12 protein-coding genes are annotated in these 14,295 nt (G+C 73.4%); 4 read left to right on the forward strand and 8 right to left on the reverse strand.

The features are described from left to right. Positions 1 to 9: 9 nt before the first annotated feature. Positions 10 to 1,860 carry a protein kinase gene (locus AB0J71_RS17400; RefSeq protein WP_364414931.1) on the reverse strand — a complete coding sequence of 617 codons (1,851 nt, stop codon included), beginning with the start codon at positions 1,858 to 1,860 and terminating at the stop codon, positions 10 to 12. A 184-nt stretch (positions 1,861 to 2,044) separates the two neighbouring features. Here AB0J71_RS17400 and AB0J71_RS17405 point away from each other — a divergent pair, with 184 nt between their 5' ends. Both AB0J71_RS17405 and AB0J71_RS17410 read left to right on the forward strand, forming a co-directional pair. Then, complete coding sequence (locus tag AB0J71_RS17405; protein ID WP_352319448.1) at positions 2,045 to 2,635, forward strand: isochorismatase family cysteine hydrolase; 591 nt, start codon at positions 2,045 to 2,047, stop codon at positions 2,633 to 2,635. Further along, positions 2,635 to 3,372: an SDR family NAD(P)-dependent oxidoreductase gene (locus AB0J71_RS17410; RefSeq protein ID WP_364415073.1), complete on the forward strand. Its 738-nt coding sequence runs from the start codon at positions 2,635 to 2,637 to the stop codon at positions 3,370 to 3,372. Before AB0J71_RS17405 ends, AB0J71_RS17410 begins: the two co-directional genes overlap by 1 nt. Before the next feature lie 14 nt (positions 3,373 to 3,386). Here AB0J71_RS17410 and AB0J71_RS17415 read toward each other — a convergent pair whose 3' ends face one another. After that, positions 3,387 to 4,589, reverse strand: a complete 1,203-nt coding sequence (locus AB0J71_RS17415; RefSeq protein WP_364414933.1) for a serine hydrolase domain-containing protein — start codon at positions 4,587 to 4,589, stop codon at positions 3,387 to 3,389. Between the two features lie 29 nt (positions 4,590 to 4,618). Here AB0J71_RS17415 and AB0J71_RS17420 point away from each other — a divergent pair, with 29 nt between their 5' ends. Beyond that, the gene (locus AB0J71_RS17420; RefSeq protein ID WP_352319452.1) at positions 4,619 to 5,527 is read left to right on the forward strand and encodes a cyclase family protein; all 909 of its coding nucleotides are present in this window, start codon (positions 4,619 to 4,621) and stop codon (positions 5,525 to 5,527) included. Positions 5,528 to 5,537: 10 nt separating this feature from the next. Here AB0J71_RS17420 and AB0J71_RS17425 read toward each other — a convergent pair whose 3' ends face one another. Genes AB0J71_RS17425 through AB0J71_RS17440 form a run of 4 tightly spaced genes read right to left on the reverse strand, consistent with a single transcriptional unit; the run spans position 5,538 to position 10,027 of the window. Next, complete coding sequence (locus AB0J71_RS17425) at positions 5,538 to 6,251, reverse strand: cytochrome P450 (RefSeq protein ID WP_364414935.1); 714 nt, start codon at positions 6,249 to 6,251, stop codon at positions 5,538 to 5,540. An 8-nt stretch (positions 6,252 to 6,259) separates the two neighbouring features. After that, positions 6,260 to 7,747, reverse strand: a complete 1,488-nt coding sequence (locus tag AB0J71_RS17430) for an AMP-binding protein (protein ID WP_364414937.1) — start codon at positions 7,745 to 7,747, stop codon at positions 6,260 to 6,262. 2 nt (positions 7,748 to 7,749) lie between these two features. Continuing rightward, positions 7,750 to 8,817, reverse strand: a complete 1,068-nt coding sequence (locus tag AB0J71_RS17435) for an LLM class flavin-dependent oxidoreductase (RefSeq protein ID WP_352319977.1) — start codon at positions 8,815 to 8,817, stop codon at positions 7,750 to 7,752. 46 nt (positions 8,818 to 8,863) lie between these two features. Further along, positions 8,864 to 10,027, reverse strand: a complete 1,164-nt coding sequence (locus tag AB0J71_RS17440; protein WP_364414939.1) for an MFS transporter — start codon at positions 10,025 to 10,027, stop codon at positions 8,864 to 8,866. 74 nt (positions 10,028 to 10,101) lie between these two features. On the opposite strand from AB0J71_RS17440, the gene AB0J71_RS17445 reads away from it, so the two are divergent. Beyond that, the gene (locus AB0J71_RS17445; protein WP_352319973.1) at positions 10,102 to 11,103 is read left to right on the forward strand and encodes an ROK family transcriptional regulator; all 1,002 of its coding nucleotides are present in this window, start codon (positions 10,102 to 10,104) and stop codon (positions 11,101 to 11,103) included. Positions 11,104 to 11,142: 39 nt separating this feature from the next. On the opposite strand, the gene AB0J71_RS17450 is transcribed toward AB0J71_RS17445, so the two are convergent. Next, the gene (locus AB0J71_RS17450) at positions 11,143 to 12,573 is read right to left on the reverse strand and encodes an ATP-binding protein (protein ID WP_352319971.1); all 1,431 of its coding nucleotides are present in this window, start codon (positions 12,571 to 12,573) and stop codon (positions 11,143 to 11,145) included. Continuing rightward, positions 12,570 to 14,219: an FAD-dependent oxidoreductase gene (locus AB0J71_RS17455; RefSeq protein ID WP_364414941.1), complete on the reverse strand. Its 1,650-nt coding sequence runs from the start codon at positions 14,217 to 14,219 to the stop codon at positions 12,570 to 12,572. Before AB0J71_RS17455 ends, AB0J71_RS17450 begins: the two co-directional genes overlap by 4 nt. Positions 14,220 to 14,295: the final 76 nt, after the last annotated feature.

Genomic DNA, 14,295 nt, shown 5'->3' on the forward strand with positions numbered 1-14,295 from the left:
GCTGCCAAGCTAGCGCACGCTTGGTTGCCGAACAAGAGCCCGGGAGCCTGCCGGGGAGGCGGCCTCCATGAGGTAGGTGGTTCCCGGCGTGGGATGTGCCACGGGCGGGCTGCTGACCGGTGGCGTCCCTTCCGAGGTCGGGTGCGCCACGGGCTGCCCGCCGGTCGGGGACGCGGTGCCCGTCGGGGACGCGGTGCCGGTCGGGGTGGGCGGTGCGGAGCGGGTCGGCGGGACGGTGCAGGCGGGGCCGTCCACCGCGACCTCGCTCACCTGCGGTCCGTTGACCGCCGCCGGCTCGGTCATGACGATGATCCCGAGGTAGGCCCGCACCCCGCAGTCCACGCTCCCGGGATCGTGCCGGACCCCGCTGGTGTAGGCGGTGCTGCCGCGCAACGTGAGGGTCTCCCGCCGCACGGTGGTGACCGGCCCGTCGCCGAGCCGCCGCGTGTACGCGATCCGCAGCCGCACCGGCCCCGTGCCGTCCGCGGAGACCCTGATCGCGCCCGCCGAACCGCTCCACCGCGCGATGCTCGCCTCCCGCACGGCGGGCGGCGGCAGGGCGGTCCCGCTCTGCGCCCGCGTCGGCACCGTCGGCGGAACCGTCGGGGGCGCCGTTGTGGGAACTGTCGGCGGCACAGGCGGCGGCGCGGCACTGGTCGGCGCGGCCGGGCCGGTCGGGACGCGCGGCCCGCCGGTGGGCGCGGGCGGGGACGCGCTGCCGCGGGCCGTGGCGGGCACGCTCCTGCGGGGCGTCGGCGTGTGGGCGTCGACCGGCGCCGGGTTCAGCTCGCCCGACGGCTTCGGCTGCGGCATCAGGATCGTGCCCGCCCCCGGCGACAGCCGCCCGCCGGAGATCACCAGGGCGATCGCCACGGCGACCACCGTCGCGCCCGCCACCCACAGGTGCGGCGGCAGCGCGGGCAGCCGGACCGCCCGCCCCCGGATCCCGGCCGGGACGCGGGCGTCCTGCTCGGTCCTGGCCGCCAGCGGGAAGCGCAGCGCCAGCAGCGTGGCCAGCTCGGCGAGCCGGCGGCGGCCCCGCTGCTCCCAGCCGGGCCCGTACCCCGCGACGGCGTCCTCCTCCAGCTCGGCCGCGAACTGCCGGGCCGAGGCGTACCGGGTCGCCGGGTCCTTCGCCAGCCCGCGCCTGAGCAGGTCGCGCAGGGCGTCCGGGACCACCTCCAGCGGCACCGGCGCCGTCAGGTGCAGGTCCCGCAGGGCCGCGACGTCCTGCTCGCCGTCCCCGCCGTCCTTGTACGCCCGGTAGGGCGGCCGCCCCCTGACCGCCTCGAACAGCACGCAGGCCGCCGCGTACAGGTCGGCCGGCGGCCCCGCCCGTCCCTGCGTCCACAGCTCCGGCGACATGTACGCCGGGCTCCCCGCCGGCACCCCCGGCTCCTCGGCGTGCACGACCACCCCGAAGTCGGCCAGCTTGCTCGTGCCGTCCGCCTGGACCAGGACGTTCTCCGGCTTGACGTCCCGATGCGGCACGCCCTTCTCGTGCGCGGCGGCCAGGGCGGCGAGGATGCCCTTGAGCAGCACCAGGGCCGCCTCCGGGGCCGTCCGGCCGTGCTCGGCCAGCAGCGTGCGCAGCGAGACGCCGTCCACCAGCTCCATGACGACGGCCGCTCGGGACGGGGTCTCGACGTACTCGTAGAGGCGGACGATGTTGGGGTCGTCGAGCTCGACGAGCCGATGGGCGTCGGCCCTGAAGCGGTCCATGAACTCGGGGTCCCTGCGCAGGGTGGCGTTCAGGTACTTGATCGCGACGTAGGCGCCGGTGGACTGGTAGGTGGCGAGGAACACGCGGCCGGTGCGGCCCGCGCCGAGCTGACGAACTTCACGGTAACCAGGGACCAAGTCCAACCCCCATCAGCCATGCCGTCGTGCATTCGACGGTCTCACCCGGGGTGTGGGTTGTCACGTCTGGAGAAATTTCGCCCTTTGTGATGAACGGTGACGCCGGGTGAGGGTGAGGGTGTGGGTGCGGTGTTATGCTGTGGCGAACCCAAGCAAGCGCTCGGCTAAATGACGGAGGGTGCGGGTGGAGCGGTCGGCCGTGCTGGTGATGGAGATGCAGCGCGGGGTCGTCGGCGACCTCACGAAATTTCCGGATTTGGTGGCGGCCTGCGCCCGTCACGACGTCGTCCCCAACGCCGCCCGCGTCCTGCGCACGGCCCGAGCGGCCGGGCTCCCGGTGATCCACTGCACGGCCGCCTTCCGGCCGGACCGGGCGGGCTCGCACACCGGCAACTGCCCGTTCATCGTCTCCCTGCTCAAGGACCCCGTGCACATGCTGGAGGGCACGCCCGCCGTGGAGGTGCTGCCCGAGCTGCGCGAGGACGGCGACCTGGAGAGCCGGCGGCACCACGGGTTCTCGCCGTTCACCGGCACCTCGCTGGACATGACGCTGCGCTCGCTCGGCGTCTCGTCCGTGGTCGCGATGGGGGTCTCGCTCAACCTGGGCATCCCGGGGCTGGCGCTGGAGGCGGTCGACCTCGGCTACCGGGTGACGGTGGTGCGGGACGCGGTGGCCGGGATCCCCGAGGACTACGCCGAGGCCGTCCTGCGCAACACGATCAGCCTGCTGGCCACCCGCGTCGCCGCGGCCGACCTCGTCCGGGCGTGGACGTGATGGACGGCCTGCGCCTCGACGGCCGCGTCGCCGTCGTCACCGGGGGAGCGGGCGCGATCGGCACGGCGGTCGCCACCGACCTCGCCGCGCTCGGCGCCCGCGTCACCGTCGCCGACGTGGACCTCCCGGGCGCCCGCCGGACGGCCGTGGCGCTGCCCGGCGCGCGGGCGCTGGCCGTGGACCTGGCCTCGCCCGTTTCGGTCGAGGCGTTCTGCGCCGAGGCCGGGCCCGTGGACGTGCTCGTGCACAACGCCGGGGTGTCGATCGTGCAGCCGTTCACGGCGAGCGACCCGGCGGACTGGGACCTCATGTGGCAGGTCAACCTGCGCGGCCCGATGCTCATGACCAAGCTGCTCCTGCCCGGCATGACGGCCAGGGGCTGGGGACGGCTGGTGTTCGTCTCCTCCGACGGCGCCAGGGCCGGGTCGGGCGGCGAGGGCGCGTACGCGGCGACCAAGGCGGGCCTGTTCGGCCTGGCCAAGACGCTCGCCCGGGAGGCCGCGAGGGGCGGGGTGACCTCGAACGTCGTCTGCCCCGGGCCGACCGACACCCCGATGCTCCGGCGCGTCTCCGAGGCCGAGCCGGGGCTGGTGGACAAGATCGCCAAGGGGATCCCGCTGCGCCGGCTCGGCACGCCCGCCGACGTCGCGGGGCTGATCGCCTACCTGTGCACCGACCGCGCCGCCTACATCACCGGCCAGACGCTGTCGGTGAGCGGCGGCGTGACCATGCAGTGACGCGCGCCGTGGGGTCACAGACAGCGGTAGACCGCCTCGATCAGGCGCAGGCCACGCAGGTTGCCGGTGAGGCTGTCGGCCATCCGGTTCATCACGTACCCGAAGGCGAGCTTGCGGTCAGGGTCGCCCATGCCGAGCGAGCCGCCCATCCCGGAGTGGCCGAACGCGGTCGCCGACGGCATCGGGAACGCCAACGACGGGCGCATGTAGCCGAGGCCGAACGCGGTGTCCATGAACAGCACGCGGTCGGGGCCGCTGACGCGGGGGCGCAGGGCGTCCTGGAGGGTCGCGGAGCTCAGCAGGTCGCCGCCGACCAGCGCGCGGTAGAACCCGGACAGGCCCTTGGCGGTGGTGACGACCCCGGCGGCGGGCCATCCGGCGCGCAGGATCACCGGGTTGTTCGCGCCGCCTTCGAGCAGGCGGATGGCGGGGTTGCCGAGCGCCCGGTTCATCAGGCTGCCGGGGTCGAGCACCGCCCGGCTCATCTCGCCCAGCAGATCCCGCCCCCCACCGTCGCCCGGCTCGGCCCCGCCGCCGGAGGGCGCGGAGGTCCCCGGGGCGGCCGCGGGACTCTCGGGGTTGGGGCGGGGGCGGGCGGGGGCCTTGAGGCGGGCGGCGCGGGGGATCACGTCGTCGGGCGCGCCGACCCACAGGTCCAGCCCCAGCGGCCCGGCGATCTCCGCCGCCACCAGCTCGCCCACCGACTTCCCGGTGACCCGCCGCACCACCTCCCCGACCAGGAAGCCGTACGTCAGCGCGTGGTACCCGTGCGCCGTCCCCGGCTCCCACAGGGGCGTCTGACCGGCGAGCCGGGCCGCGATGGCCGGCAGGTCCTCGAACTCCGCCACCGGCACCGGCGTCTCGATCACCGGCAGCCCGCAGGAGTGCGTCAGCACGTGCTCGACCGTGACCGCCTCCTTGCTTCCGGCGGCGAACTCCGGCCACACGTCGGCGACCGGCGCCCGCACGTCCACCAGCCCCCGCTCGGCGAGCCGCAGCAGCACGGTGGCCGCCACGGCCTTCGTGCACGAGTAGGCGAAGGCCGGGGTGTCCGCCTCCCAGGCGCGTCCCGTGTGCCGGTCGGCGACGCCGTCCCACAGGTCGACGACCAGCTCGCCGTCGAGGTGGACGGCCACCGCCGCGCCCAGCTCCTCGCCCTCGGCGAAGTTCCGCTCGAACGCCTCCCGCACGCGGGAGAACCGGGGATCGCAGTACATCAGACCTCCGCAGGAAAGGAAGCGCTTACTTGGTGCACGAGCCTAACAACTGGGGACGATTCGGCCCAGACGATCAGCGGGGCACCCTCAACCTGCTGACCCCCGCCGTCGTCCTGGAGGCCCTGCGCAGCGCCGTCACGGGCGAGGTGCTGAGCCTGGCCATGCCGATCAGGGGAGCCACCTCCTCGGCGGCCCCCACGACCGTCCCCCACCTGCGGGGCCGCCCGCTGCCGCAGCACTTCATGTCCGTGGACGGCGGCGACTACGCCGCCGGTGCCCGGCCGGTCGGCGACGGCCTGCGGGTGGCCGACGACGCCCTGCTGGTCAGCCACCACGGCACCACCACCCACATGGACGCGCTGTGCCACATGTGGACCGGCGACCGGCTCTACAACGGTCACCCGGCCGCCCGCGTCCGCTCCTACGGCGCCACCAGGTGCGGGATCGAGCACGTCGGCGGCGTGGTCGCCAGGGGCGTGCTGTTCGACGTGCCCCGGCGGCTCGGGCTCGACCACCTGCCGGCGGACTTCCGGATCCCGGCCGGGCTGCTGGAGGAGATCGCCACGCCGCGCCCCGGCGACGTCGCGGTGGTCCGTACGGGATGGCCGCTGGTGTGGCAGCGGTCGCGCGAGGAGTACTGGGCAGGGCAGCCGGGGTTGTCGGCGGAGGCCGGCGCCTGGCTGGCCGCCCGGGACGTGTCGGCGGTGGCCTGCGACAACGCCGCCGTGGGCGGCCTGAACGAACGTCAGCTCGCCGACGAGTGCGCCGCCGACGACCTGCACCTCATCCTGCTCCACCGGCACGGCGTGCACCTGCTCGAGATGTTGTGGCTGGAGGAGCTGGGCGCGGCCGGGCGGACGGAGTTCGTCTTCGTGGCCGCGCCGCTGCGCATCGAGGGAGGCACCGGCAGCCCGATCACCCCGCTCGCCGTCCTGTGAGCGCGCCGGGTCACCAGGTGACGGGCAGGCTCCTGACGCCGTAGACCGAGGCGTCGTGCTTGACCGGCACCTCGGCCGCCGGCACGGCCAGCCGCAGGCCGGGGAAACGCTCGAACAGCGCCCGGTAGCCGATCCGCAGCTCGATCCTGGCGAGCTGCTGGCCGAGACACTGGTGCACGCCGTGCCCGAAGGCCAGGTGGCGGCGCGCCTCCGGACGGCCCGGGATCAGCCGGTCGGGGTCGGCGTACACGGCCGGGTCGCGGTTGATCACGGGCAGGGACAGGGCCACGGTCTCGCCCGCCCTGACCGTCACGCCCGCCACCAGCAGGATCACCGCGAGCCCGGCGAGCTCGTCGTCGAGCTCGCCGGTCAGGTCGCTGATCAGGCCGCCGTCCGGCTCCACGCGCCGGCGGCGGGCCAGGTCGCGCAGGTATCCTGTCAGCTCGGCGAGCGCCCCCGCGCCGTCCGCGCCGAAGGTGACGAGCCGGGCGCTGAGCTCCTGGAACCAGTCGTGATCGGCGTACGGGACGCCGAGCAGCTCGCAGATGACCAGCGACGGGATCGGCAGCGCGTACGCCGTCACCAGGTCGGCCGGCGGCCCGGCGGCGGCCATGGCGTCGAGGTGGTCGGCGGCGATGCGCTCGATCCGCGGTTCGAGCAGGCGCATCCTGCGCAGCGTGAACCGGCCGGTGAGCAGCGCGCTGAACCGGGGATCGCCCAGCACCGCGCGGGTCAGGCGCCCGGGTAGTTGCCGCCGCCGTACGCGGCGTCGAGGGCGTCGTAGTCGGGGGTGAAGCCCTGCTTGGGGATGGCGTCGGCGAACACCACCTCCCGCGGCCTCTTGTACGCCGCCAGCTCACCCCTGACGTGCGCGACCAGGTCCTCCTGCGAGGCGGCGGCGTCCGGCCTGAGCACCACGACCGCCTTGACGGCCTGGTGCCAGCGCGGGTCGGGCACGCCGATCACCGCGGCGTCGGCGACGGCCGGGTGGGTCCTGAGCGCGCGCTCGACCTCGGCCGGGTAGATGTTCTCGGCGCCCGACTTGATCATGCGGAGCCGGGGGCCGATGAAGGTGATGGTGCCGTCGGGTTCGCGGCGGCCGAGGTCGCCGGTGTGATGCCAGCCGTACCGCGACTTCTCCGCATTTAAGTCGGGCCGGGCGAAATATCCGGAAAAGAGGGTCTTGCCCCTCGCGCAGATCTCGCCCACCTCGCCCGCCGGCACCTCCGCGCCCTCCGGATCCAGGATGCGCACCTGGACCAGCGGCGACGGCCGTCCCGCGAACCCCGCCCCGCCCTCGGCCAGCCCCAGGAAGGTGAGCATGCCGCCCACCTCCGTCTGCCCGTACCCGCCCATCTTCGAGCGGCACCAGGGAGAGTCGTCCACGGTGATCATGTCGTCCCACTCGGCGGAGTGGGCGACGAAGCGCAGCGAGGACAGGTCGTACTTGCCGCCCGCGTTCGCCGCCGCGACCGCGTCGATCATCGGTCCGAACAGGAACGCCTGCGTCACCCGCTCGGCGTCGACCAGCCGGCAGACCTCCTCGGCGTCGAAGGCGGGCGTGAACACGTTCGTGCCGCCGATCTGGAGGGTGGCCAGGCAGAACATCATCGTCCCGACGTGGAAGAGCGGCCCGTCGTTGAGGAAGGTGAACCCCGGCTCCATCTGCCGTACGACGAGCAGCGTGGCGCTGTGGGCCACCAGGGCGGCGCTGCTGAGCAGGGCGGCGCCCGGCCGCCCCCCGAAGGCGGCGGTGTAGAGGGCGAGCACCGGTTCGGCGTCGTCCACCTGCGGGAACTCGCGCAGCGAACCCCCGGCGACCAGCTCCTCGTACGCCTCGCCCGCGCGCACCCATGTCACCTCGTCCGCCAGCTCGGCTGCGGTGTCGGAGTGCTCCCAGACGACGACCCGCGGCGCCAGGTCGGCCAGGACGAAGCGCAGCTCGTCCCCGGACTGCCGCCAGTTGGCCGGGCAGAGCACCGCGCCCAGGCGGGAGCAGGCCAGCAGCAGCTCCAGCACGGCGTGCGAGTTCTGGCCGAGCCACATCACCCGCTCACCGGCGGCCACGCCGCGCCCGGCCAGGGCGTCGGCCAGCCGCGTCACGCGGGCGTCCAGCTCGGGGTAGGTGAGCCGCACGTCCCCGTCCACCACGGCGGTGACCAGGGGGCGGCTGCGGGCGTGGTCGGCCAGGACGTCGGACAGGGTGAGGCTGTGGATCATCGTCATCCTCCTGCGGGGGCGAAGGCCGGCATGACCTCGGCGGCGAAGAAGCGCATGACCCGCTTCATGTCCTCCAGCGGCATGGGCCTGGTGCTGCCGAAGTCGCACAGGAGGTTGCTGAAGCCGGCGTCCCTGAGCAGCGAGATCTGCTCGATCACGCGGGCGGGGTCGCCGATGACCTCCAGCTGTTCCCAGCGGAAGTCCGGCGAGACCGAGCCGCCCTTGAGGTAGCGGTCCTGGTAGTACTCGAAGCCCTCGGCGGCCTTGCCGGTCCTGGGGTCGATGGGCGCGCTGCGCTCGTTGAAGATGCGCGAGCGGTCGAAGGACGCCTCGAACCTGGCCTGGTCCTCGCGGGCCCGCTCCAGCGTGGGGGCGACATAGACGCTGCGGGCCACCACCAGGTCGGCCCCCGCCGGGTGGCCGGCCCGCGCGGCCGTCTCCCGCCAGGTCTCGGCCGCCTTGACGACCTTGCGGAACGTCGCCGCGGGGTCGGCCAGGACGGGCAGGCCGCGCTCGGCGTACATGGTGACGGTCTCGGGGGAGACCGCGGCCACGTGCAGCGGCGGGTGCGGCGACTGCAACGGACGCGGTACGAGCGAGACCTCGGCGCCGGTCCGGTAGAACTTCCCCTCGTGCCGGTACGACTCCCGCGTCCACAGCCCGAGGATCACCTCCAGCGCCTCGTTGAACCGGTCGCGCGCCTCGGCCAGGTCGATCCCGAAGCCCTCGAACTCGAAGCTCTGGTACCCCCGGCCGATCCCCAGGTCGAGCCGCCCGCCGGAGAGCACGTCCACCTGCGCGGCCTCCTCGGCCACGTGGACGGGGTTGTGCAGCGGCAGCACCACGATGCCGGTGCCGAGCCGGAGCCGGGAGGTGCGGGCGGCGGCGTGGGCGAGCATGGTGAACAGGTTGGGGGCCACGCCGTAGTCGCGGAAGTGGTGCTCGGCCAGCCGCACCCCGTCGAAGCCCAGCTCCTCGGCCAGTTCGATGAGCTCCAGATGGTAGTCGTAGACGTCCTTGAAGCTCTGGCCGTCGAAGCGGTGGAAGAGGTGGAAGGTCGAGAACTTCATGCGGCGGCCTCTCCGTATGTAAACCAAGCGCTCGCTTGGGAGCGTATCACGCCGGCTGCCGCTCCAGGACCACCTCCGTGGCGGCCGCGCGCGGCCGCAGCACCGGCGCGAGCAGCGTGAGCGCCACCAGGATCCCCGTGATCAGCGCGAACGCCGCCGGGTAGGACACGCCGTCGGCCACCCATCCCGTCACCGCCGGCGCGGTCAGCCCCGACAGGTACGTGATCGTCGCGACCCCGGCGACCCCCTCGCCCGGCGTGGGCCCCGCGTTGCCCGCCGCCGCGAACACCAGCGGCACGATGACCGCGACTCCCAGTCCGACCAGCGCGAACCCGACCATGCCCAGTGCGGGCGTGCGGGCCAGGACCACCAGCACGCCGCCCGCGACCGCGACGATCCCGCCCGTCCTGACCGCCCGCACCGGACCGGTCAGGCGCACCACCCGGTCGCCCAGCAGCCGGGCGCCGGCCATGCAGAGCATGAAGATCGTGTAACCCGCGGCGGCCACGCCCGGCCCCGCGTCGGCGACGTTGGTGAGGTAGACCGCGGCCCAGTTGGAGCTGGCGCCCTCGGCGAACGTGCCGCAGAAGCCGACCACGCCGATGGCCGCGATGGCCCGCGAGGGCAGGGCGAACCGGCGCGGCGCGGGCCCGGCGGCGGCCCGCGGCCCGTCGGGCAGCAGCCCGCGCCCGGCGATCCCGCCCGCGACCACCAGGACGGCGGCGACGACGCCCAGGTGCAGGCGGGCGTCGATGCCGGCGTGCGCGGCCAGGGTGCCGAGGCCGCCCGCCGCCAGGCTGCCGACGGCCCACATGCCGTGCAGGCCGGAGATGACCGGCTTCTTCAGATGCCGTTCGAGCGTGACGCCGTGGGCGTTCATGACGACGTCGCACATGCCGGCCGACGCGCCGTACAGCAGGAAGATGACGAACAGCCAGACGGGGGCGGGGGCGAAGGCGGGCAGGGCCAGGCCGCCGCACCACAACGCGAGCAGCGCGCGCGTGGTGGCGCGGCTGCCGAACCGGTGGGCCAGGCGACTGGCCAGCGGCATCGCCGCGAAGGCCCCGATCGAGGGGCAGAGCAGCGCGAACCCGAGCATCGCCGCGCTCAGGTGGACGTGCTCCTGGAGCCACGGGATGCGGGTGGCGAAACTGCCGGCGACGGCTCCGTGTGCGGCGAAGACGGCCGCGATGGCGCGATGAGGGCTCATGGCCAGAAAAACTATCAGGCAACCTTCCTGATGAAAAGAGCTATCAGGGAGGCTTCCTGACTATTATGGGCGGCGTGAAGACCGCGACCCCGTCCATGGCCCGTGCGATCAACGACCGGCTCGCCCTCGACCTGCTGCTGGAGCACGGTCCGCTGACCGCCCCGCAGCTTCGTGAGCTGACCGGCCTGTCCCGGCCCACCGTCTCCGACCTGATCGAACGGCTCAAGGGCGGCGGCCTCATCGAGGAGGCCGGCGAGCGCGGCGAGGACCGTCGCGGCCCCAACGCCCGCCTCTACGCGCTGGTCGCCGGCCGGGCCCACGTCGCCGGGGTCGACCTGCGCCGCACGGCGATCAAGGTCACGGTCGCCGACCTCACCGGCCAGGTGGTCGGCTCGGCCGTCCGCGAGATCTCCGGCGACCTGGTCGCCCTCGTCGCGGCCACGGTCGCCGAGGCCGCCGCGGGCCGCCCGCTCGACAACGTGGTCATCGGCGCGCCCGGCCTGGTCAAACCCATGGACGGCGAGCTGGCGGTGGCCAACGACGTGCCCGGGTGGCGGCCCGGCCTGGTGGGCGCCGTGCGCGAGCGGCTGGGCGTGCCCGTCGTCCTGGAGAACGAGGTGAACCTGGCCGCCGTCGCCGAGCTGCGCACCGGCGCGGCCCAGGGCAGCGACGACTTCGTGCTGCTCTGGCTGGACGACGGCATCGGCGCCGCGGTCGTGCTCGGCGGGCGGGTGAGGCGCGGCGCGTCAGGGGGCGCGGGTGAGATCGGCTTCCTCGACGTGGAGGGCACGCCGTTGTGCATCCTGCTCCAGAACACCACCCGGCCAGAGGAGCTGGCGCGCCGGGTGGCCAAGGGCGCCTTCGCCTTCGTCACCCTGCTCGACCCCGGCCTGGTGGTGCTCGGCGGGGCCACCGGCCAGCAGGGCGGCGACGAGCTGGCCGAGCAGGTCGCCGTCCGGCTGGGCGAGCTGTCGCCCGCGCCCACCGAGGTCAGGGCCACCCGGGTCGGGGGCAACGCGGTGCTGGAGGGGGCCGTGCTGACGGCCCTCGACACGGCGCGGGACAACGTCTGGTGACCCGCGCCGCGCCGGAGGGCCCGCCTCAGACGGGCCGGCTCACTGGACGGCGGCGGGCTCGCGCAGCGGCAGGCGCACCTCGAACCAGGTCTCGCCCGGCACCGAGCGCACCTTGAGCTCGCCGCCGTGCCGCCCGGCCACGATGCGGTAGGAGATGTCCAGGCCGAGCCCGGTGCCCTCGCCCACGCTCTTGGTGGTGAAGAACGGCTCGAAGATCCGGTCCTTGATCGCCTCGGGCACGCCGGGGCCGGTGTCGCCGATCTCGACGATCGCCTCGTCCTCGTCGTGGGCGGTGCGGACGGTCAGCGTGCCCTCCTCGCCCATGGCGTCGAGGGCGTTGTGGATCAGGTTCGTCCACACCTGGTTGAGCTCGCCCGCGTAGCAGGGGATGAGCGGCAGCGTGCGGTCGTAGTCGGTGACCACGCTGACGCCCGGCGGAGTCTTGCCGCGGAAGATGGCGATCGTGCTGTCGAGCAGGTCGTGCACGTCGATCATCTGGAACGGCGCCCGGTCCATCTGCGAGTACTGCTTGGCCGAGCGGATCAGCGAGGTGATGCGCTCGGTGGCCTCGGTGACCTCGTTCAGCATCTGGGAGATCTCGACGGCCTCGGCCAGCCAGTGGAGGGCGGCCGGGGTGTGCTCCTCGCCCACCTTGCCGCGGATCTTCTGCAGGTACTCGGCGGTGAAACCGGCGTTGACCAGCGCGGGAGCCAGCTCCCACGCGTCCTCGACGCCGACGTCCTCCAGCGCCTCGCCCAGCTCGTCCTCGGCGTCGGAGATCTCCAGCGGGGAGCGCTGCGGCTGGTTGCCCAGGTTGCTCGTGCACGCCTCCTGGGCCTCGATCAGCGTGCGCAGCTTCTCCGGCGGGATGCCGGCCTCGGCGAGCTGGGCCAGCTGGATGCGGGACGCCTTGATCAGCGAACGCAGCTCGCTCACCGCGCGCACGGCCGCCGCCGCCGGGTTGTTCAGCTCGTGCGTGAGCCCGGCCGTGATCGTGCCGAGCGCGGTCAGCCGCTGCCGCCGGTCGATGATCTCCCGCTGCATGCGCCCGCCCGACATCATGCCGTCGAGCAGGTGCATCGCCATCGGGAACCACTCGGCCACGATGTAGGCGAACTTCTTGGCGGGCAGCAGGAAGATCCGCGAGGGCGCGGTCGCGCGCAGCGTGTGCTGGTAGGTCTCCGGCGCCCGGTCGCCCAGGTAGGCCGAGGTCGCGCCGCCGTACACGCCGGGCTGGGAGGCGCGCGGCATGGCGACGGTGCCGGCGCTGACCGTCTCGTTGATCATCTGCACCTCGCCCTCCAGCAGAACGGCGAAGCACTCGGCCGGCTCGCCCTGCCGGACGATGTCCTCGTCCTGGGCGAACGAGCGCACCCGGCCGCTGGCGGCCAGCTTGCCGAGCTGCTCGTCGGTCAGCCGCTCGAACAGGAAGAGTTTGCGCAGTTCGTCGATGTCGACGGTGTCGGTCATTGCTTCTCCAGATAACGATGCACCAGCGCGACGGCCATCGCGCCCTCACCGACGGCGGAGGCGACCCTCTTGATCGACTCGGCCCGCACGTCCCCCGCGGCGAACACGCCGGGCACGTTGGTCTCCAGGTAGTAGGGCTCGCGGCGCAGCGCCCAGTTGCGCGGCCGCCTGCCGCCCTGCACCAGGTCGGGCCCGGTCAGCACGAACCCCTTGGCGTCCCGCTCGATCGTCTCGCCCAGCCACGACGTGTACGGCTCGGCCCCGATGAACACGAAGAGGTACTGGGCGTCGACCGTGCGCTCCTCGCCCTTGGTCGACAGCGTGAGCTGTTCGAGGTGGTCGTCACCGGCGCCGGCGACGACCTCGGTCAGGAGGCTGACCTCGATGTTGTCGATCGCGTTGATCTGCTCGATGAGGTAGTGGGACATGGACTTCTCCAAACCATCACTCCTCACCAACAAATGGACCTTGCGTGCGAATCCCGCCAGGTAGACGGCCGCCTGCCCGGCCGAGTTGGCCGCGCCGACGATGTAGACCTCGTTGTCCTTGCACGCCGGGGCCTCGGTCAGCGCGGCGCCGTAGAAGACGCCCCGGCCGACGAACTCGTCCAGGCCGGGCGCCTCCAGCCGCCGGTAGGTGACGCCGGTGGCCAGGATCACCGCGTGGGCGGCGATCTCGCCGCCGTCCTTGAACCCGATCACCCGGGCCTGCCCGCGCGGCTCCAGATGGGTGACCTTGCGCGCGCTCAGCAGCTCGGCCCCGAACTTCAGCGCCTGCCGGCGCGCCCGGTCGGCGAGCTGCTGCCCGGACACGCCGTCGGGGAAGCCCAGGTAGTTCTCGATCCTGGAGCTCTGGCCCGCCTGGCCGCCCGAGGCGTGCGCCTCGACCAGCACCGTGTTCAGGCCCTCCGACGCGCCGTAGACCGCCGCGCCGAGGCCCGCGGGCCCGCCGCCGACCACGATCAGGTCGTAGAAGTCGGTGGCCGGCGTGGTGGACAGCCCGACCGCGGTGGCCAGCGTGGCCTGGTCGGGGGACTCCAGCGTGGTGCCGTCCTCGGTGACCACCAGCGGCAGGTGACAACCCTCGCCCGCCGCCTTGACGAGCTGCGCGCCCTCAGGGTCCTCGGCCAGCATCCACTGGTAGGGCACGTGGTTGCGGGCCAGGAAGTCCCGCACCTGGTACGAGCGCGCCGACCAGCGGTCGCCCACCACGCGCAGCTCGGGACGGGCCGTGCGATCGGTCCGCATCCAGGCGTCGAGCTGGCCGTCGATCACCGGGTAGAACTTCTCCTCCGGCGGGTCCCACGGCTTGAGCAGGTAATGATCGAGGTCGACCACGTTGATCGCCTGGATCGCGGCGTCGGTGTCGGCATAGGCGGTCAGCAACACCCGGCGCGCGTACGGGTACATGTCCATGGCGGCTTCCAGGAACTGCACGCCGTTCATCTGCGGCATCCGGTAGTCGGCCAGGATCGCCGCCACCTCGTCGCCGCGCAGCCGCATCTCCTTGACCGCCTCGATGCCGTCGTGGGCAGCCTCGGCGCGGACAATCCTGTACTCATGGCCGTACCGGCGCCTGAGGTCACGAGCCACCGCCCGCGACACCCCCGGGTCGTCGTCGACCGTCACGATGACCGGCTTGTCCATTCCCCTACCTTCTCCCCAATGGTCCCTAAGGGAAGGATGTCATGCACGCGTGGGTTGGTGAGCACTCGCTCATATC

The organism is Nonomuraea sp. NPDC049637, assembly GCF_040675235.1.
Taxonomy (GTDB): domain Bacteria; phylum Actinomycetota; class Actinomycetes; order Streptosporangiales; family Streptosporangiaceae; genus Nonomuraea.

Bases quoted from the DNA above. Each gene is read 5' to 3' on its own strand.
- AB0J71_RS17415 (WP_364414933.1), bottom strand. From the start codon at position 4,589: ATGTACTGCGATCCCCGGTTCTCCCGCGTGCGGGAGGCGTTCGAGCGG.
- AB0J71_RS17430 (WP_364414937.1), bottom strand. From the start codon at position 7,747: ATGATCCACAGCCTCACCCTGTCCGACGTCCTGGCCGACCACGCCCGC.
- AB0J71_RS17410 (WP_364415073.1), top strand. From the start codon at position 2,635: ATGGACGGCCTGCGCCTCGACGGCCGCGTCGCCGTCGTCACCGGGGGA.
- AB0J71_RS17450 (WP_352319971.1), bottom strand. From the start codon at position 12,573: ATGACCGACACCGTCGACATCGACGAACTGCGCAAACTCTTCCTGTTC.
- AB0J71_RS17435 (WP_352319977.1), bottom strand. From the start codon at position 8,817: ATGAAGTTCTCGACCTTCCACCTCTTCCACCGCTTCGACGGCCAGAGC.
- AB0J71_RS17440 (WP_364414939.1), bottom strand. From the start codon at position 10,027: ATGAGCCCTCATCGCGCCATCGCGGCCGTCTTCGCCGCACACGGAGCC.
- AB0J71_RS17455 (WP_364414941.1), bottom strand. From the start codon at position 14,219: ATGGACAAGCCGGTCATCGTGACGGTCGACGACGACCCGGGGGTGTCG.